The following is an 18,131-nucleotide window of genomic DNA, read 5'->3' on the forward strand; positions in this document are numbered from 1 at the left end:
CGACCACGATTACGATTACGACAACGACAACGACAACGACGCCCGGTACGCGATGCGTACCCTGACAACATATGCGTCAACACATCAGTTCTGATCGCACCCCGGCGCCTGGGCCCGATCCGTCGTGGCCTGGACCACGTAGGATGGGCAGAGCGGGAGCGCTGCCCATCAGGACGCCGCCCCACCGACCAGGCGCGGATCGAGGCCGAAGGGCTCCTCGGCGGTCCCGGCCGCGATGGCGGCAAACTGCGGATGGGCCGGGTTCAGCAGACAGTTGCGCTCTCGCGGGATGATGGTGCTCGGCAACAGCAGCGCGGCCGAGCGGCCGGACGCGACCCAGCCGTCGCCAATGTCGGCGGTGCCGCGCGGCGCGGGATCGGCGCGCCAGTCGACCGGCAGGGCGGCGTCATCCAAGGTCAGGATGGCCTGATCCGGCAGGGTCAGCGTGAAGAGGCGGTAGCTGTCCAAAACCGCACCGCGGCCCAAATGGACCAGCAACTCGAGGGCAGCAAGCGCAATACTCTCGGAGGCGTAGATCACGGCCGTGCCGGGGCTGTTCCAGCGCCCACCGAAGGTCCTGGCGCCGCTGCCGTCCAGGGCGGACGCGGCATAGCGCTCCTTGACCAGGCGATAGACCCGCATCAGGTGTAGACACCCTGCTCCAGTCGGCCGATCAGACGGCGCACCTCGGCCGCTCCGGTCTCGGTACTCAGATACTCAAGCGGCGTCTGCCCCCCCAGGGCCTTGGCCGGCGCCTTGAGCCAGGCACGAGCCGCGGCTTGGTCGCCCTCGAACAGCCGCACGGCATCTTCAAAGGCGGCGGCAATGCGATAGACCCGATCGCTCTCGGCCGCGGACAGCCGCATCGGCGCGGCCCGCCGCCGCCGCGTCAGGGTTGCCGGGGCGATGGCCGCGATGCCCAACAGGTCGCGCTGGGTCACTTCCAGTGACTTGGCGAGACGCTCGATGACCGCGGCGGGCAGGCCGGCCCGGACCGTCTCGAAGACCCCGGCGCCCGCTTCTGCGACGCCCAGAAAGCCAAGCGTCGCCGCCCCGGCCCGCCCATGGGCCGGCGTACCAACCCCGAGGTCTGGAACATGGTACCGAGCCGTTGCTGTCATGGCTTGCTTACCTCTCTCCCGTAACGATCAACTGAAACTAAGAATACACTCGATTGGTAGTTTTTGCTGGCGCAACTACCACAGAAAAAGCAGCTTAGCCGCATTAGATTTGTTTCTCCAATACTACAAATCAGTTTCCCCTGATTTCCCCGCGTCCCCGCTTAGGCTACTGTGTCGACATTGCTGCGCTGCACAAAACGCCGCGACCGCGGCGGCGCCGCTCTGATTGAGACACCGTTCGGTAGCCTCCGGAGTCCGCGACCATGACCCCTTCGACGAAGTATGACTGTCTGATCGTGGGCGCCGGTGTGACCGGCCTGGCCCTGCTCTATGAACTTGCCCGCTTCACTGACCTGAGACGCCTGGGTCTGCTGGAGCGGTGCGACGGCGTGGCGCAGGTCAACTCCCACGCCCAGCACAACAGCCAGACCATCCACTGCGGCGACATCGAGACCAACTACAGCCTGGAAAAGGCGCGGGCGGTGCGGCGCACCGCCTCGATGGTGGTCAACTACGCAAGCGCCCTGCCCGCCCGGGAGCGCGACCGCATCCTCTTTACCATGCCCAAGATGGTGCTGGGCGTGGGCCCGCAGGAGTGCGCCTACATCCGCCGCCGCTACGAGGTCTTCAAGGACCTGTACCCGCGCATGCGCCTCCTGGAGCGCCGCGCCATCGCGGACCTGGAACCCAACGTGGCCCTGATCGACGGGACCTGGCGGCGCGAGGAAATCGTCGCCACCGGCACCCCGGACGACTACAGCGCGGTCGACTTCGCCGCCCTCGCGCAGTCCTTCTCGCACGCCTGCGTGCGCCTGGACCGCACCACGGACCGGCAGATCACGCAACTGTTCTCCACCACCGTGGGGCGCATCCACCGCGCCGGCCCGGACTATGTCCTGGAGACCAACCGCGGCCTCCTGCAGGCGCGCTCGGTGGTGGTGTGCGCGGGCGGGCACTCGCTCCTGATGGCCCAGCAACTGGGCCTGGGACACGACTGCGCCTGCCTGCCCATGGCCGGGTCCTTCTACTTCGCCCCCGAGGCCCTGAACGGCAAGGTCTATACGGTCCAGAACCCGCGGCTGCCCTTCGCCGCCGTGCACGGCGACCACGACATCAAGGAGCGCGGCAAGACCCGCTTCGGACCCACCGCACTCATGCTGCCGCTCCTGGAGCGCCGCAACCGCGACACCGTCAAAGAGTTCTTCGAGGTGCTGCGCCTCGACCATCAGGTCCTCCCCACGCTGCGCCACCTGCTGCGGGTCCCGGACCTGCGCCACCACCTGCTGCGCAACGTCCTGTCCGAGGTCCCCGGACTCAACCGGCGGATCTTCGTACGGGAGATCCGCAAGATCGTCCCCTCCCTCACCGCCGCCGACATCACCTATGCGGAGGGTTTCGGCGGGGTCCGGCCCCTGCTCATCGACCGGGCGGCCGGCACCCTGCACCTGGGCGAGGCCAAGATCACCAACGGCGACGGGATCATCTTCAACCTGGCCCCCTCCCCCGGCGGCACCAGTTGCCTGGGCAACGCCGAGACCGACATGCGCACCCTGGCGCGCCACCTGGGGGCGCACATCGACGAAGACGCCTTCGCACGGGGCCTGCTGATGGGTTACGAGGACACGCGCGCCGACAGCGACGGCCTTCCGGCCGCGGACGAGGACGAGCAGCGGGCGCTGGCCAGGGCGGTCTGACCTCAGAGTTCGCAGTTGATTCTCATAGAGGGTCCTGAGTACACCACTAGCCGATGAAATTGATCGTCCGCAGGTGCGTTTCCGCTATCCGCCCCAGGGTCCAGCGGGTGACGGTGAAGAAGGGCTTCCATTGGTCATCCAGGTCCCTCGTCAAATGGTGGGCCGCCAGGGATTGCCATGCGCTTGCGTCACGCTGCCGCGCCTTCTCTCGCTCCAACGCCTGATGGTGAGCGTAACGGGCCTCTGCCAACCGCCGGCAGTTGAGATTGAACGCCTCGGTGGAAGTGCGCGATCTGCTCGTTGGTCGTGGTCAGGGCCGTCTCGCACCAGGCGCACAGACCGCCTTGGTCGGCTCGGGTCTGGGCGCGAATCTCGTTATAGCAGCAGCGCTTCTCGTTCCTCAATGCCTGCCAGGTGGCGCTGGGTTGCGCGCCGCGGAAGTCGGCGAGGCAGGGCGGCTCGCCCGCCCGCTTGGGACATCGTTTCACAGGCCCATCTCCTGCTGCCACCGCCGGTTCTCGATGCTGGTGCGGGCATCGACCAGGGCCGGGTCCTCGGCCCCGAGTGTGGCCTCCAATTCGGCCAAGACCGCTGCCGCGTCCTCCACTTGATCGCGGTTGATGAGGTCGAACAGTTCCCCGAGTCGGAGCGTATTGGGGTTGTCCGGCGGGCGCGACTGCGTGCCCATCACCAGCCGCGCCGTGCGCAGGGTATCCGCACCATAGGTCTCGATGGGGGCGGCGAAGACTTGCTGGTCCCGAACGATACGGATCTGCCGGGCGTGCAGGGAGGTCAGGACCAGGGGGCTGTGCGTGGTGACGATGATCTGGGTATTGGGGAAGGCGGCGCGCAGGCGCGGGACCACTGTTTGCTGCCATTTGGGGTGAAGGTGCAGTTCGATTTCATCGATTAACAGAATGCCCGGTGCCTCCAGGGGCTTTGCCAGGATCGGGTTGGCCAGGGCCAGGCGACGGGCGAAGTCCAGGGCGACGGCGAGGAGGTTGCGATAGCCGTCGCTCAATTGTTCCACTTCCAGTTGTGTGAACAGCCCCTGCGCGTCCTTCATCTCCACCTTGAGCCGCGGCGGGTTGTCGTCGAAGAAGACACGGGTGACCTGGTCCAGCATCTGCGGCAGTACCGCGCGAATCGCTTCCAGGTCGGGCAGTCGCAAGTCGGGCTGGTCGCGATGCCGATCACGCTCGCGCAACTCCTGGTTTTCCCGCATGTAGAACCAGCGGCACATGGCACCGTAGTCGGCGGCGGCGTCCAATGCCTCTTGATAGGCCGATTCGCGACTGAACTTGAGTTTGAAGATATCGCCCAGACTCGGCATCTGTGCGAAACGGCGGTGGGCGCGATAGTACGCAAAAACGGGTAGTGGAAGGTCCGCTGTCGGCACCAAAGCCTCGGCGAGGCCAGGAAGCCCTCGGCCAATGTCAAATTCGTCAACTGTCAAACCCCTGAACGACTGCCATTCGGTTGAATAATCGAAGTCCTTTGGCGGGAGAAACTCAATAGTATCCGTCCAGCGCACCCGGCCTCGTAAGGACCCAGGCCGGTCGACATCGGGAAATCCCGTTGCGGAGGCGATGACTCGGACGGGCGTGATGCCTGAGTTGACGCTGCCCCGGTCACCAGGAGGCTGCCTTATGTCAGTGGTTCTCAATTCAGTCCCTTGACGATAGCCATTCACCGCAGTATTGAGGTTAAATCCGATGGTACTGTGAAGGGCGATAGCAATCGCATCCAGGATCGCCGTCTTGCCCGACGCATTGATTCCGATAAAGGCATTGACCTCCGGGTCCAGGACCACGGTCAGGTGCTCGAAGCAGCGGAAGTTCTCGATCTCGATCTGTTCCAGTTTCATGGGCCTGGGGTTCCGGGCTGACGACCACTACCGTTTGCCGCCTGTCCCTCAGGGCGCGGGCCGCCGCCGCAACCCCAGGGGGTCCGCCGGGTCGATCTGGTCCATGAAGGGCAGTTTGCGGTCGCTGTGGGTCACCTGATAGATCAGGCCCATCCAGTTGCCCACCACCCCCTCGGCGGTGTCGTGCCAGGTATTGTCCAGGCGGAAGACGATGTGCTCCTCCGGCAGGGGCGGCGGCTCGCGGCCCTGGGCCATGGCGGCGCGCAGGCGCGCGGCGTGCTCGTCGAGGATGGCGCGCGATTGGACGGTGAAATAGCCCTCGGGAAAGGGCGGATAGTCGGGTCGCTCCGCGGCCCCGTAGCGCTTGACCTCGCGCTTGTACTCCTTGAGCAGCGAGATGGTGTCGTACTCCGGGTGGCCCTGGAAGAACACCTGCCGGAACCCGTCCGCACTCACTGCCAGGTGGACCCCGGCCTCCGGGCTCTCCACCAGGACCGGGAGTCCGGCCGCATCGAACTGGGCGCGACTGATCTCATTGAACCGCGAATGGGGCACATCGAACAGGGTGTTGACCGTGCCCACCAGGGGGTGCGCGCGGTCCACCACCCGGTGCGGGAAGACCCCCCAGCGCTTCTCACCCAGGTGGCGGCGCCGCTGACCATAGCGGAACTGGAGCACGGCATGGGTCGCGAGGCAGGAGCAGAGGGTGGAACTGACGTTTTCCCAGGCCCAGTCCACCACCTCGATCAGGGGGTTCCAGAAGGGCTCACCGGACAGGTCCGGGCCGGTCACATTGGCCCCGGTGATGATGAGCGCGTCCAACCCGTCCTCGCGGATGCGCGCGAAGGGCTGGTAGTAGCGGCGGATGTGCGCGCGCGTCGCTTCCGAGCGCGGGAGTGCGTCCAGGGTGAAGGGGTGGACGTAGAATTGGGCGATCTGGTTGCTCTGGCCGATGAGCCGGAAGAACTGGCGCTCGGTGGCCTCCAGGGCGGCGTCCGGCATCATGTTCAGCAGCCCGATATGCAGTTCCCGGATGTCCTGATGGAGCGCCCGGTCCGGGTCCAGGATCTGTTGGCCCGCGGCGCGCAGGTGGGCGAAGGTGGGCAGGGGGTTGTGGGCGACGATAGGCATGAGAGCGACCCTGGCAAAGCAATGCCACAGAAAAACCGGCTACAGACGGATGAGCCAAAAAATCCACAGATGGACACAGATAAACACAGATGTTCTTTGAAGTGTCATGCGCTTATCGCTACTGTCACAGTCACCGGGAAGATGAGCCTCCGACCAAGCGTAAGCCAATGAATCATCTGTGTTCATCTGTGTTCATCTGTGGATGACTGCTCTTTCTGGGATAAGAGGACAGGACTAACAGGATTTTTCAGGATTTACCGGATCGATTTCGATGTGGGGCCCCGCCTGAAATCCTGCGAAATCCTGTTAATCCTGTTCATTTATCTCGGCTCGCCGGAACGCCGCAGGACTGCTCCGGGGCCGGCACGACCGTTACGGCGCCCCTTCCGGTCGCGCCCCGGCGCGGGCGATGGCGGTCTCCAGCAGTTCCAGGAAGTCCCGTTCGTCCCGGATCAGGGCCACCTCCTGCGATGACACCGTGTAGCCGTGGGGCCGGGCGATGGCCTCGTAGCGGGGAACGCGCGAGTGGAAGAGCCGCGGAAAGACCCAGCGGGTGAAGTCGTCGGGCTCGATCTCCGCCACATACTCCAGGCCCCGCGCCGCCAGAAAATCCGCGACCGCGGTCTTGAGGAACTCCGGCCGATAATAGAGCGGCTTGGGATCGGCCTGGGCGCGCTTGATCAGCTTGATCTCGTCGGCCTCCGGCACCCGGATATAGAGGATCAGGCTGTGCTGGGCCAGGAGCGAGATGACGCGCGGCTCCTCCAGTTCGCACAGACTCCCGCCCACGTCGTTGACCAGATTGGCGTAGCCGTAGATCTCCTTGGCCTTGCGGATGAAGTCCGGCACGTCGCCCATGGCCGCGATCTCCGCCTCCCGGTAGAGCGCCTGACGACGACTGAACTCCGGCAGCGGCAGCCCGCCCGACTCCGGATTGCCGAGCTTGCCGACGAAGCTCAGCACGGGCCCCAGGTCCATCACCTTGATGTTATTGCGGATAAAGATCCAGTCACTGCGCAGCAGGTCGCGCAGGAAGGGGTCGCGCATGGCGTGGGCCTTCACCAGGTCCAGGATCGGCTCGTCCAGATAACGGGTGCCGATGCGGTAGTCACCGGAGTAGTGGAACCAGTCGCTGCGGCGCAACAGGTCGGACAGCCAGGTCTTGCCGACCCCGGACATACCGAGCAGGGTCACGCACTTGTGGGGCCAGGCGCGGAATTCATCGACGGTGAACTTCATGCGGGTGCTTCGTCAAGGTGGTGGGATGCCGCGGGTGCGGCGTGGGCCGAATCGCCGATGGTAATCGAGCCGCCGCCGCGCTGACCAGCACTCGCGGCCTGTGATCCACGGCGACCGGCGCTCGGCGTAGGGTGCGCCGCGCGCACCTTGCGCAGGGACGCAGCGGCATCGCGGTCGCACGGGTGCGCGCGGCGCACCTACGGGCTCAGGCTTTTTCAGACCGCATCGCGGACCCACCCCAGCGCCGGATGACCGACCACAGCCGACCGGCCAGGGTGACGCCCAGAAGCACCAGGGCGCCGGTCAGAACGCCGACCAGTACGTCCACCAGCAGCGGCGTGACCGGCCCCAGCACGGCGCCGACCATCGGCACGCCGACGGCCGCATGGGTGACCCCCTCGATCAGGTGATGGGCGGCCGGGATGCCGTGGGTGATGATGCCGCCGCCCACCAGAAACATGGCCGCGGTGCCGACGACCGACAGGACCTTCATCAGCCGCGGGGCGGCGGCCAGGAGCCCGCGGCCCAGACCCCGCAGGAATCCGTCCCAGTGCCCCGCCCCGGTCAACCGGCTGAGGAAGAGCCCCGCATCGTCCAGCTTGACGATCACGGCGACCAGCCCGTAGACCCCCAGCGTCATGATGACCGCGATCCCCGCCAGCACCGTCACCTGACTGAGGAAGGGCGCGGCGGCCACGATCCCCAGGGTGATGACGATGATCTCCGCGGAGAGGACGAAATCGGTGCGCACCGCGCCCTTGATCTTGGCCCGCTCCAGGGTCACCAGATCGACCGCCGGGTCCTCGAGGGCGCGCGTCAGTGCGGCGTGATGGTTGGCGTCCGCTGACTTGGCGTGCAGGAATCGGTGGGCCAGCTTCTCGAACCCCTCGAAGGACAGATAGGCCCCGCCCAGCATCAGCAGCGGCAGGATGGCCCAGGGGGCGACGGCACTGACCGCCAGCGCGGCCGGCACCAGGATCGCCTTGTTGACCAGGGACCCCTTGGCCACCGCCCAGACCACCGGGAGTTCCCGCTCCGCCCGCACCCCGGCCACCTGCTCGGCGTTCAGGGCCAGGTCGTCCCCCAGGACCCCGGCGGTCTTCTTGGCCGCCACCTTGGTCATCACCGAGATGTCGTCCAGGACGGTCGCGATATCGTCGATCAGTGCGAGTAGGCTGCTGCCGGCCATGGGTTTGCTCTCCGCGACCTTGGGTTGACGGACGGCGGGGAGATTACCAGCGTTTGGGCACGAAGCCCGCCCGGTTCTTGACCTCCAGCACCTGATCGCCGACGGCCAGGACCAGAAAGCCCATGCGCTCGGCATAGTTGAGCACGCTCTCGTGCACCGACGGGGTGGCCAGGATGCCGACCACGGGCAGGTGGGCCTGGGCGGGTACGAACTCCCGGAAGGCGGCGATGTCGTCCACCAACCGGTCCACGTCTGCGCTGCGCAGGGTGGCCTTGGTGCTGTTGAGGGCCGCAAGGTCTTCGCAAATGGCGTAGGCGTCGAATTCCTTCATCCATCCATCCGGCTGGCGTACCCGCACCCGGGCAAAAATGCTGTCGAAATCCTGGCCAAAGGTCTCCTGAAGGACACGCGGCAGGCTAGGGTAGACCAGATCCTCCACCATGGTTCCGAGTTTGTTGGCCAGATCGCCCCATTTGCGGTTCATTTCCCGCCGCTCGGCACGATTTTCTTCCTTATAGGCGCGCATTTCAGCCTCGTTGCGCGTCTGAAGGTTGTAAAGCTTGTTGAACTCGACGCCGACGTCGGCCACGAAGCGGTCGATGGACTCTTCGAGCCGGTAGACGTGCTCTTGGGTCGCGGGCAAGGGTTTCGGCATGGCGGCGGCTCCACTCGGGTCAGGCGGGAAATTATAACCGTCTACGGTAACGCGCCGCCGCCCTCGTTGGCCCTATACTGCCGCGCCTTTCCCGCCGCCCCCAAGAAGGTCCCCCCATGCGTTTTCGTTTCCCCGTGGTCATCGTCGATGAGGACTTCCGCTCCGAGAACGCCAGCGGCACCGGCGTGCGGGTGCTCGCCAAGGCGATCGAGGAGGAGGGCATCGAGGCCCTGGGCGTCACCAGTTTCGGCGACGTCGCCTCCTTCGCCCAGCAGCAGTCGCGCGCCTCGGCCTTTATCCTGTCCATCGACGACGAGCAGTTCTCGTCCCCGGAGGAGGCGGAGAAGGCGGTCTCCCAGTTGCGCGCCTTCGTGGAGGAGATCCGCTTTCGCAACACCGACATCCCGATCTTCCTCTACGGCGAGACCCGCACCTCGCGGCACATCCCCAACGATGTCCTGCGCGAACTGCACGGCTTCATCCACATGTTCGAGGACACCCCGGAGTTCGTCGCCCGCTACATCGCGCGCGAGGCGCGCAACTATCTGGACTCGCTGGCCCCGCCCTTCTTCCGCGCCCTGATCCACTACGCGGCGGACAGTTCCTACTCCTGGCACTGCCCGGGGCACTCCGGCGGTGTCGCCTTCCTCAAGAGCCCGGTGGGCCAGATGTTCCACCAGTTCTTCGGCGAGAACCTGCTGCGCGCCGACGTCTGCAACGCGGTGGAGGAGCTTGGCCAACTGCTCGACCACACGGGGCCGGTGGTGGCGGCGGAGCGCAACGCCGCGCGCATCTTCCACGCCGACCACCTGTTCTTCGTCACCAACGGGACCTCGACCTCGAACAAGATCGTCTGGCAGTCGAGCGTCGCCCCCGGGGATGTGGTCGTGGTGGACCGCAACTGCCACAAGTCCATCCTGCACGCCATCACCATCACCGGGGCCATCCCGGTCTTCCTGATGCCCACCCGCAATCACTACGGGATCATCGGGCCTATCCCGTTGAGCGAATTCAGTTGGGAGAATATCGAGCGCAAGATCGCCGCCAACCCCTTCGCCGCGACCGGCGCCCGCCCGCGTATCCTCACCATCACCCAGAGCACCTATGACGGCGTGCTCTATAACGTCGAGACCATCAAGAAGATGCTCGACGGGCGCATCGGCCGGCTCCATTTCGACGAGGCCTGGCTGCCCCACGCCCCCTTCCACGACTTCTACCGCAACTATCACGCCATCGGCGAGGGCCGCGCCCCCTGTACCGATTCCATGATCTTCTCCACCCAGTCCACCCATAAGATGCTGGCGGGCCTGTCCCAGGCATCGCAGATCCTGGTGCAGGAGAGCGACAGCCGCAAACTCGACCGCGACGTGTTCAACGAGGCCTTCCTCATGCACATGTCCACCAGCCCCCAATACGCCATCATCGCCTCCTGCGACGTGGCCGCCGCCATGATGGAGCCCCCCGGCGGCCCCGCCCTGGTCGAGGAATCGATCCTGGAGGCACTCGACTTCCGCCGCGCCATGCGCAAGGTCGACGCGGAGTTGGAGGAGTCCTGGTGGTTCAAGGTCTGGGGGCCGGACGAACTGGCCGAGGAAGGCATCGGCGAGCGCGAGGATTGGGTCCTGCGGGCCGATGAGCGCTGGCACGGCTTCGGGGATCTCGCCCCCGGCTTCAATATGCTCGACCCGATCAAGGCGACCGTGATCACCCCCGGGGTCGATGTGGACGGCGATGTGGCCGACTGGGGCATCCCCGCCGCCATCGTCACCCGCTACCTGGTCGAGCACGGCATCATCGTCGAGAAGACCGGGCTCTATTCATTCTTCATCATGTTCACCATCGGCATCACCAAGGGTCGCTGGAACACCATGGTCACAGAGCTTCAGCAATTCAAGGACGACTACGACCACAACCGCCCCCTGTGGCGCATCATGCCCGACTTCGTCGCCCGCCAGCCGCGCTATGAGCGCATTGGGCTGAAGGACCTGTGCGACCAGATCCACGCCGTCTATCAGGAGCACGACATCCCGCGCCTCACCACCGAGATGTACCTCTCCGAGATGGCCCCCGCCATGCGCCCGGCCGACGCCTTCGCGCGCATGGCCCACCGCGAGATCGACCGGGTGGAGATCGACCACCTCGAAGGCCGCATCACCGCCATCCTGCTGACCCCCTACCCGCCCGGCATCCCGCTGCTGATCCCCGGCGAGCGCTTCAATTCCACCATCGTGCGGTATCTCAAATTCGCGCGCGCCTTCAACGACAAGTTCCCGGGATTCGAGACCGACATCCATGGGTTGGTCAAGGAGGGGCTCAATGGGCATGTGCGGTATTATGTGGATTGTGTGAGGTGAGCCTTCGGCAACATCCCAGATCGATCGGTTGCGCACTTCCAACAGGAGAACACGATGATATCCCCGCGATTTGTTGCGAAAATTGAATCCGAAGAACCGGCGCGACGTTTGGCCGTGCTCATAGATGCGGACAACGCGCAGGCCGCCGTCATTGAAGGACTGCTGGCCGAAATCGCACGCTTCGGCGAGGCTACCGTCAAACGCATCTATGGCGATTTCACCGCACCGACAAGCGCGGCGTGGAAGAAGGTGCTCCAGCGCTTCGCAATTAAACCGGTGCAGCAGTTTGCTTACACCACCGGAAAAAACGCGACTGACAGCACGCTGATCATTGATGCGATGGATTTGCTGTATACGCGAAAGTTCGACGGATTCTGCCTGGTCACGAGTGACAGCGATTTTACCGGGCTGGCAATGCGTCTCAGGGAAGAGGGACTCACGGTCCTTGGCTTCGGCGAACAAAAGACGCCTGATGCGTTTAAGAACGCTTGCCACAAGTTTATCTTCACGGAAGTTCTGCGACCAATCACGGAAAGCGACACCGCAACCCCACTGCCGAGAACTGAAGCTCCCAAGAAACCTGCGGCAACCCCGGCGGTCAATGAACCGCCACGGCCGCAACTCGATTTCCCAAAGAAATTCGTCTTGGATGCACTTGAACAATCGAGCGATGACGCGGGCTGGGCGCATCTTGGAACCTTTGGCAGCTATCTTACCAAGCTGCAACCGGATTTCGACGCGCGTATGTTTGGTCACAAGAAGCTCTCGGATCTCGTAAAGGCGAGAACCGATATTTTCGCAACAGAAGAACGGGCTCAGCCGGGAACAACCCAGAAAGTCTTATATGTTCGAGCCAAGTAGAACGGCTCATAGCGAAGCGGGAGGGGGCATTTATCTGGCTCCCACGCTACCGAGACCGGGCAAGTATTCGAGGCATATTCATCACTCAATCGGACGTGAAAGCGGGTTCCGGAGTTATACTTGCACCGCCTCCGGGTGTGGGAACGAGACGCCGCAGCGACCGACCTCGCTTTCGCGCCTAGCATGGTCGCGGATGCGCTCCGTGTAGTGGCCGGAGTTCATCCACCGGTCGCTTCACACTTGACTATACGCACATTTTGCTTATGATCCAGAGATGAACGCGATCAGTTGGCAACCTAAAGCCTTGCGGCAACTCCGCAAGATTGAGCCACGCGCAAGCGGGCAGATTCGGGAAGCAGTAACTGCCGAACTGGTCGATCTGGCGACGGCTCGTAACCTCGACTTTGGCCATTTTTGCAGGGCCGTAGGTTGGGGTGACGAAGGAACCCCAACATCTCCGGCTGATCGCCCAGCCATGTTGGGGTTCGCAAAGCTCACCCCAACCTACGAACGACTGTCCGGAAAACCGTAGGTTGGGGTGAGGAACGAACCCCAACATTGCCGCGGGATCACCCGCCGCTCGACAACTAACAAATCGGTCAATCGTAACAACTGTTTTCGGGATTAGGCACACATGCGTTACCGCCGCGTGTTGTTGGAAGGGGCCACTTATTTCTTATCTGGCTCCCACGCTCCAGCGTAGGAGCAAGTGCGGACGCTCCAGCGTCCGGTGAGCATTGCGGGCCACTGGAGCGGCCAAGACTGCATTCCCACGCGGAGGGACTGTACAAGTATTCGATGCGGCCCCCCCGTAGCACGGATGGAGCGGTAGCGGAATGCGGGTACAGCCTCACAGACACACGAGAAATCAGCGGCTTGTAGATTGGACCTGGATTGCGCTGCGCTCCATCCAGGCGCCGATTGGCGCACAGACGGAGATCAATCAGATCTCACGCAGAGACGCGGCGACGCAGAGAAGAGAGGAAAGATCAATTTTTCTCTTGTCTTCTCTGCGTCTCCGCGTCTCTGCGTGAGTCTCCCGGGCGGGACGGGGCATGCGCCCCCTCCCGAATGTTGTTCCATCGCCGGCCTCTACCGCTAGCCCGCGGGACTTCGGAAAACCTTGCTGACGGGGCGTATACCACATCTGGCTTATGTGTTTTCATCCGGTCCCTGCTGCACGCAGCCGCCGCGCGATGTCCTTCACCAAGAGAAACAGGTGATAAGGATCGGTGGGACTCGACTCGAAGTTGTAACGCTCATAGTAGGCCCGGGCGCGATCGTCCTTGGCCTGTACCAGCAGCGCCCGCACGCCCGCGATGTCGGCCGCCCGCGCCGTCCGAACCAGTGCGTCCTTGAGCAGGCCCTTGCCCAGGCCCCGACCTTGCCAGTCCTTATGCACCGCCAGTCGCGCGAGGATCAGCACCGGAATCGGATAGCGCGGCATGGCCTTTTTCACCCGCGGCGTCGCGTCTTCGTGCCCGACCGAGCCGACCGTCAGACTGTAATAGCCCACGACGGCCCCGGCGTGGCACGCGACATAGGTCTGCGCACTATTGGCCTGCTGGCTCTGGAGCGCATAACGCTGGAGGAACCGATTCAACTCGTCCTGACCACAGTCGAAACCGACAAGGTCATGTGCGGCGCCGAGCTTTTCGATCGATCCGCAATCGCTCACTCAAAGACGCTCTTGGCGCTGAGCAACTCATCCAACCCAGGCTTGGGCTTCTGCGGTGCGTCGAGTGCGGCCAAAAACGCCTGCCACTGACCCTCGTTCAGCAGGAACTCACTGCGATCCGCGAGTGTTTCGGCCGCCGCCGCCTGTGCGCTGTCGAGCACGAACTCGCTGACGGTCTTGTGCCGTGCAGCAGCGGCCCGCTGGAGCATGGCCTTGGCTGGCCCGCTCAGGCGCAGGTCGATGCGTTCGTCCTTGCGGATCAAGGTGCTCGGCATGGTGGACTTCTCTGATTCGGCGTTGTACAGGAATGTTAGCACCCGCACAGAGGCCGTACCATCAGCCCAACACCAACTTGCGCCCGAACGGCGCCGCGGCATCCTGGTATTCGACCGGCACGGCCCAGATGACGGGCCAACTGGGGCGCCAGTCGGCCGGTCCCTGCAGGTCGGTGAGGAAGAGGCCGAGATCCGGTCGGTGGCGGTCGGCCTCGCGCAGCAGGGGGGTGAAGTCGGTCCCGCCGCCGCCGTTGAAGACGATCTCGCGCAGGTTGGAGCGGCCGGGCTCGAAGGTCTGTACAGCGGTGACCCGCTCATCGCCGATGATGACGATGATGCGCGCCTCCAGGCGGCGGCTGGCGGCTTCGACCTCTTGGGCGAAGCGGTCCAGGAGCGGGTCCTCGATGGAGCCTGAGCAGTCCACCATCACCACCAGCCGGGCGACCGCCCGGGCGGCGGTGCGGCCGGGTTCCCAGGGCAGGCGCCCATGGGCGCCGACGCGGCCCTTGTTGGCCTGATAGGAGCGCGCCGGGCGCGACCAGGAGAGTCCGGGTTGCAGTGAGAGTCCGCGGGTCAGGTGGGTGCGCAGCAGGTGCTCCCAGGGAGTGCGGACCCGCGGCAGGTCGGCCAGCAGGGTGCGCAGCAGGGAGAATTGGCCGTCGCCGGTGTGGGCGCGCAGCAGGCGCTCGCCCCAGGCGCGGGCCTGCTCCGGGGCGTCCTCGGGGCGGTCCTCGTCCGGGCCGGGCCACAGGTCATCGAGGACGTCGCCGCCCAGCCGCCTGACGAGCGCAGCGCGCGGACCGTCGGGGCGCCAGGTCCCGGCGCTTGCCCCGTCCTCTTGCGCGTCGCCGGCCTGCTCCCCGGCGCTTCCCTGCGCGCCCTCGCGGCGGGCACTGGAACCGCGGCGCCCCAGGGCCGGGACGCTCGGTCTCCGGTCGTCGATGGCGCGGTAGAGCCGCTCCAGGTCCCATGCGAGCAGGGCCTGCTCCGGAGTCTCGCGCCGGTTCAAGGCCTCGAGCAGGACCTGTTCGAGCGTGACGGCGGACGCGGGCAGTTCCAGCCAGGTCAGGTGACCCAAGGCGCTGTTGACGATGGCGTCCGCACAGCGGTTGAAGAGTTGCAGGTCGACGTCCCCCAGCACGCCGCGCAGGGCGGCGTAACGCGGGCGGTGGCGCAGGGCGACGTGCAGGACCTCATGGGCGACCAGGGCGGTCTGCGCGGGGAGCGACAGGGACTCGAACCCGGGGCCGTAGAAGATGGTACTGCCGTCATTGGCCGCCGTCAGTGCCGCCGGGGCATCGCTGAGGTCACGATGGTTGATCCAGAGGGCCAGCCCGCCGCTGGAAGGGGCGTACTCGACCAGCCGCTGGATGGCGCGGGTGCCGCGGTGGGTGTGGACAATCGTCGATAAGTTAAATAAGTCCATTAGCGAATGCTTTTAGCGCCATTGTGGTTGTCGTTGTCGTTGTCGTTGTCGTAATCGAAGCTATCGTAGCGCCGCGGATTCTCTCGCCCCCCAAAGTGGACCTTGATCATAACTCCGGCCACCGGTCGCCGCGACGAGTGAGCAGGGATCGCGCCGGATGCATGATCGAGGCCCGAAAGTGCATCGCTTCTCCGATTACGACAACGACAACGACAACGACAACGATTGAGTCTAACTTGTCCTTGACTCGTTACCTAGGCCCCCAACCCATCCGCCTTGCGCTGCGCGACATAACGCCGATAGGGGTCGCTGGCGTAGATCGCCGACTCCAGGCCGCTCTCCAGGGCGCGCTGGAACAGCAGTTCCATGGCGAGCGTCTGGGCCTCGCGGATGGGCAGCGGGGTCTGGCCCCGGGCGTCCGGCAGTTGCTCGATGATCTCCAGGGCGCGCGCCAGGCTCACCTCGTCGCGGCTGGCGGCGAGCAGGCCGTAGAGCATGCCGTAGAGCCCGTCGAGGCTGGTAGGGAGCAGGGCCGCGGTCGCGGCGCCGGGGGCGGCGGCCAGGAGGCGCAGTACGTCGACCCCGGCCTGAATCTCTTTGAGCACGCCGAAGAACTCGGCCGCGTTGGCGGCCCCGATCCGACCCTGGACGAAGACCCGCTTGGCCGGCTCCGAGAGGCGCGACTGCAACACGTTGGAGATGTCCTCCCAGCCCCGGGGGCTCGCGCCCACCAGGTGGTCGCCCGCGAGCTGCGCCGCCGTGTCGTCCAGCTTGTCCGGGCGCACCTTGAGGTAGGCCAGCACCTCCGGGGCGAAGCCCATGGTCAGGGCGTGGGCGAGGAAGGCGTCGATCACGGTCTGGACGTTGAAGTGGAACATCCGGTCCGACAGCGCCGTACCCATGTCGTGCGCCACGGCCCCTTGGAAGCTGGCGTTGCCGGCGGCGATGACCTGCCAGCCGTCGGGGAGTTCGTAGTGTCCGACCCGCCGGTCCAGGATCAGCGAATAGGCTGAGATCTGCAGCCGCTGGTCCGCCGCGGTCAGTTCATCCAGGAACAGGATGCCGTTGGGCTGGTCCGGCCCGGGCAGGAACTCGGGCGGAAACCACACGGTCTTGGCCTGCCGCTCGTCGACCCAGATGGCGCCGCGGATGTCCACCGGCTCGATGGTGGTGAGGCGCAGGTCGACCAGCGGCACCCCGAAATGCGTCGCCACCTGGCGGACGATGGACGACTTGCCCACCCCCCGGCTGCCCCACAGCATGGAGGCGCGGTGGCGCAGCCGCGGCTCCGCGTACTGTTCGATCAGTGCCGCCTTGACGGCGGCGATGGAGACGGCGGGAATATTCATCGTTCGGGGGCTTTCAGCGGTTCTTTCTTTCCCGGACGCAGGACCCCGACCAGCCACCGGACTGCGCGCCGCCAGCGGGCCGGCGATGCCGCCCCCGCGGGCGCGGCGTCCGACGGCGGGATGGGCCTGGGCTGGGGGGGCGCGAGCGGCTCCCAGGCGGTTGCGGGCAGGGACGCCGGGATGCGCGGCGGCCGGACACTGGGGATGTCGCGCATGAGGAACCAGGCGAAGAGGAGAAAGTTCGGGCTGTTGAAGGCCAGCATACGCAGCACCGAATCGCTCTGCGGATCGACCCACAGGATCAGGGGCCCGGCGGCGAGCGCCCCCAGCACCGCCAGCATCCCGGCCACCCGCCGCCCGACGAAGACCCAGCGGGCACGCCGAAAACGCGCCTGAAAGCGCGCCGGGGGCGCCCCCAGGACCCGCACCAGGTGGTCCAGGGTACGGACCAGTTTGCGCTCGCAGTCGGGGGTGCGTGCGGGCTCGCGCTTGGCGACCCGCAGGTCCGCACGCCACCCCTGGGTGAAGCGCTTGATCGACTTCCAACTCCACCCGAGCACCGCCAGCAGGTCCTCCGGCGGGTCGAAGGCGCGGCCCGCGGCGGGGACCAGGCGGATCTCCACCGGCCAGCCGGGGCCGGTCATGGCGTCGAAGGTCATCACGACGCCCCCCAGGTCAGTAACGGCCTGCGCCAGCGCCGGGGGCGGCGCCTCAGCGGGCGCCTGCGCACCCTCGTGCGCAGCGGCGGCCAGCCGATAACTGCGCGCCACCAGGACCCCATGGCGCAACTCGAACTGCCCCCGCGGGTCGATCCGCTCCAAGCCCTCGACCAACCCCTGCGGCCCCTGCCCCTCCACCCGCAGCGTCGCCGTAAGCCCGGCCGGCGTGGTCAGGGTCCGGGTCAGCCGATACAGGTCGGGACGCGGGTTCTCCAGGACCAACTCCTCGCGCAGCGGCTCCCCCAGTGGCGGCGCGCCCGCAAGCTCCCGGGCCTTGAACACCAGGCACCGCTCCGGCCGGTCCGTGGCGGCCAGGTCCACCTGGCGCCCGCCCCGGGAAAAAGGCTCGGCGAGGGTCAGGATCTCGTGATGGGTCAGTGGATTGCTCGACATGTCATCCGCAACTCATGGGCGTTGATTGGCGTTCATTGGCGGACCAGGCAGTCTTAGTGACGAGTCAAGAACAAGTGAAGCACAGTCGTTGTCGTTGTCGTTGTCGTTGTCGTTGTCGTTGTCGTAATCGGAGAAGCGATGCACTTCGGGGTTCGAGAGAATCCGGGGTCTGCGAAAACG

16 protein-coding genes are annotated in these 18,131 nt (G+C 65.6%); 3 read left to right on the forward strand and 13 right to left on the reverse strand.

Annotation, left to right across the window (positions count from 1 at the left end):
• Positions 1 to 168: 168 nt before the first annotated feature.
• On the reverse strand, positions 169 to 642 hold the full coding sequence (locus QZY48_RS28620; RefSeq protein ID WP_295437076.1) for an RES family NAD+ phosphorylase: 474 nt from the start codon (positions 640 to 642) through the stop codon (positions 169 to 171).
• A complete protein-coding gene (locus QZY48_RS28625; RefSeq protein ID WP_295437078.1) occupies positions 642 to 1,121 on the reverse strand; it encodes an antitoxin Xre/MbcA/ParS toxin-binding domain-containing protein in 480 nt (159 codons plus the stop codon). The genes QZY48_RS28620 and QZY48_RS28625 overlap by 1 nt, the downstream gene beginning before the upstream one ends.
• 263 nt (positions 1,122 to 1,384) lie before the next feature.
• Here QZY48_RS28625 and QZY48_RS28630 point away from each other — a divergent pair, with 263 nt between their 5' ends.
• Entirely contained in the window at positions 1,385 to 2,815 is a 1,431-nt protein-coding gene (locus QZY48_RS28630) for an FAD-dependent oxidoreductase (RefSeq protein ID WP_295437079.1), read from the forward strand.
• Between the two features lie 46 nt (positions 2,816 to 2,861).
• Here QZY48_RS28630 and QZY48_RS28635 read toward each other — a convergent pair whose 3' ends face one another.
• The 6 genes from QZY48_RS28635 to QZY48_RS28660 form a co-directional block, all read right to left on the reverse strand.
• Positions 2,862 to 3,065 carry a hypothetical protein gene (locus QZY48_RS28635; RefSeq protein WP_295437081.1) on the reverse strand — a complete coding sequence of 68 codons (204 nt, stop codon included), beginning with the start codon at positions 3,063 to 3,065 and terminating at the stop codon, positions 2,862 to 2,864.
• A 234-nt stretch (positions 3,066 to 3,299) separates the two neighbouring features.
• Positions 3,300 to 4,682: an AAA family ATPase gene (locus QZY48_RS28640; protein ID WP_295437082.1), complete on the reverse strand. Its 1,383-nt coding sequence runs from the start codon at positions 4,680 to 4,682 to the stop codon at positions 3,300 to 3,302.
• A 48-nt stretch (positions 4,683 to 4,730) separates the two neighbouring features.
• The gene (locus QZY48_RS28645) at positions 4,731 to 5,813 is read right to left on the reverse strand and encodes a homoserine O-succinyltransferase (RefSeq protein WP_295437083.1); all 1,083 of its coding nucleotides are present in this window, start codon (positions 5,811 to 5,813) and stop codon (positions 4,731 to 4,733) included.
• Positions 5,814 to 6,185: 372 nt separating this feature from the next.
• A complete protein-coding gene (locus tag QZY48_RS28650; protein WP_295437085.1) occupies positions 6,186 to 7,052 on the reverse strand; it encodes an ATPase in 867 nt (288 codons plus the stop codon).
• 205 nt (positions 7,053 to 7,257) lie between these two features.
• Positions 7,258 to 8,241, reverse strand: coding sequence for a DUF808 domain-containing protein (locus QZY48_RS28655; protein WP_295437087.1), 984 nt, complete (start codon positions 8,239 to 8,241; stop codon positions 7,258 to 7,260).
• A 43-nt stretch (positions 8,242 to 8,284) separates the two neighbouring features.
• The gene (locus QZY48_RS28660; protein ID WP_295437089.1) at positions 8,285 to 8,896 is read right to left on the reverse strand and encodes a hypothetical protein; all 612 of its coding nucleotides are present in this window, start codon (positions 8,894 to 8,896) and stop codon (positions 8,285 to 8,287) included.
• A gap of 116 nt (positions 8,897 to 9,012) precedes the next feature.
• On the opposite strand from QZY48_RS28660, the gene QZY48_RS28665 reads away from it, so the two are divergent.
• Both QZY48_RS28665 and QZY48_RS28670 read left to right on the forward strand, forming a co-directional pair.
• Positions 9,013 to 11,250, forward strand: coding sequence for an arginine/lysine/ornithine decarboxylase (locus QZY48_RS28665; protein ID WP_295437092.1), 2,238 nt, complete (start codon positions 9,013 to 9,015; stop codon positions 11,248 to 11,250).
• Between the two features lie 54 nt (positions 11,251 to 11,304).
• Positions 11,305 to 12,111, forward strand: coding sequence for an NYN domain-containing protein (locus tag QZY48_RS28670; RefSeq protein WP_295437093.1), 807 nt, complete (start codon positions 11,305 to 11,307; stop codon positions 12,109 to 12,111).
• A 1,162-nt stretch (positions 12,112 to 13,273) separates the two neighbouring features.
• Here the strand turns inward: QZY48_RS28670 and QZY48_RS28675 are convergent.
• From QZY48_RS28675 to QZY48_RS28695, 5 genes are all read right to left on the reverse strand, one after another.
• A complete protein-coding gene (locus QZY48_RS28675) occupies positions 13,274 to 13,789 on the reverse strand; it encodes a GNAT family N-acetyltransferase (protein WP_295437094.1) in 516 nt (171 codons plus the stop codon).
• Positions 13,786 to 14,064 carry a DUF1778 domain-containing protein gene (locus QZY48_RS28680; RefSeq protein WP_295437096.1) on the reverse strand — a complete coding sequence of 93 codons (279 nt, stop codon included), beginning with the start codon at positions 14,062 to 14,064 and terminating at the stop codon, positions 13,786 to 13,788. Before QZY48_RS28680 ends, QZY48_RS28675 begins: the two co-directional genes overlap by 4 nt.
• A gap of 61 nt (positions 14,065 to 14,125) precedes the next feature.
• A complete protein-coding gene (locus tag QZY48_RS28685) occupies positions 14,126 to 15,490 on the reverse strand; it encodes a VWA-like domain-containing protein (RefSeq protein WP_295437098.1) in 1,365 nt (454 codons plus the stop codon).
• A gap of 254 nt (positions 15,491 to 15,744) precedes the next feature.
• Positions 15,745 to 16,839, reverse strand: a complete 1,095-nt coding sequence (locus QZY48_RS28690) for an AAA family ATPase (RefSeq protein ID WP_295437100.1) — start codon at positions 16,837 to 16,839, stop codon at positions 15,745 to 15,747.
• Positions 16,836 to 17,951, reverse strand: coding sequence for a hypothetical protein (locus QZY48_RS28695; RefSeq protein ID WP_295437102.1), 1,116 nt, complete (start codon positions 17,949 to 17,951; stop codon positions 16,836 to 16,838). The genes QZY48_RS28690 and QZY48_RS28695 overlap by 4 nt, the downstream gene beginning before the upstream one ends.
• Positions 17,952 to 18,131 lie beyond the last annotated feature (180 nt).

The sequence above is a fragment of the uncultured Thiodictyon sp. genome, assembly GCF_903828115.1.
Lineage (GTDB): Bacteria > Pseudomonadota > Gammaproteobacteria > Chromatiales > Chromatiaceae > Thiodictyon.

Coding starts and splice junctions, on each gene's coding strand:
- QZY48_RS28620 (WP_295437076.1), bottom strand. CDS start 642: ATGCGGGTCTATCGCCTGGTCAAGGAGCGCTATGCCGCGTCCGCCCTG.
- QZY48_RS28625 (WP_295437078.1), bottom strand. CDS start 1,121: ATGACAGCAACGGCTCGGTACCATGTTCCAGACCTCGGGGTTGGTACG.
- QZY48_RS28630 (WP_295437079.1), top strand. CDS start 1,385: ATGACCCCTTCGACGAAGTATGACTGTCTGATCGTGGGCGCCGGTGTG.
- QZY48_RS28640 (WP_295437082.1), bottom strand. CDS start 4,682: ATGAAACTGGAACAGATCGAGATCGAGAACTTCCGCTGCTTCGAGCAC.
- QZY48_RS28645 (WP_295437083.1), bottom strand. CDS start 5,813: ATGCCTATCGTCGCCCACAACCCCCTGCCCACCTTCGCCCACCTGCGC.
- QZY48_RS28650 (WP_295437085.1), bottom strand. CDS start 7,052: ATGAAGTTCACCGTCGATGAATTCCGCGCCTGGCCCCACAAGTGCGTG.
- QZY48_RS28655 (WP_295437087.1), bottom strand. CDS start 8,241: ATGGCCGGCAGCAGCCTACTCGCACTGATCGACGATATCGCGACCGTC.
- QZY48_RS28660 (WP_295437089.1), bottom strand. CDS start 8,896: ATGCCGAAACCCTTGCCCGCGACCCAAGAGCACGTCTACCGGCTCGAA.
- QZY48_RS28665 (WP_295437092.1), top strand. CDS start 9,013: ATGCGTTTTCGTTTCCCCGTGGTCATCGTCGATGAGGACTTCCGCTCC.
- QZY48_RS28670 (WP_295437093.1), top strand. CDS start 11,305: ATGATATCCCCGCGATTTGTTGCGAAAATTGAATCCGAAGAACCGGCG.
- QZY48_RS28680 (WP_295437096.1), bottom strand. CDS start 14,064: ATGCCGAGCACCTTGATCCGCAAGGACGAACGCATCGACCTGCGCCTG.
- QZY48_RS28685 (WP_295437098.1), bottom strand. CDS start 15,490: ATGGACTTATTTAACTTATCGACGATTGTCCACACCCACCGCGGCACC.
- QZY48_RS28690 (WP_295437100.1), bottom strand. CDS start 16,839: ATGAATATTCCCGCCGTCTCCATCGCCGCCGTCAAGGCGGCACTGATC.
- QZY48_RS28695 (WP_295437102.1), bottom strand. CDS start 17,951: ATGTCGAGCAATCCACTGACCCATCACGAGATCCTGACCCTCGCCGAG.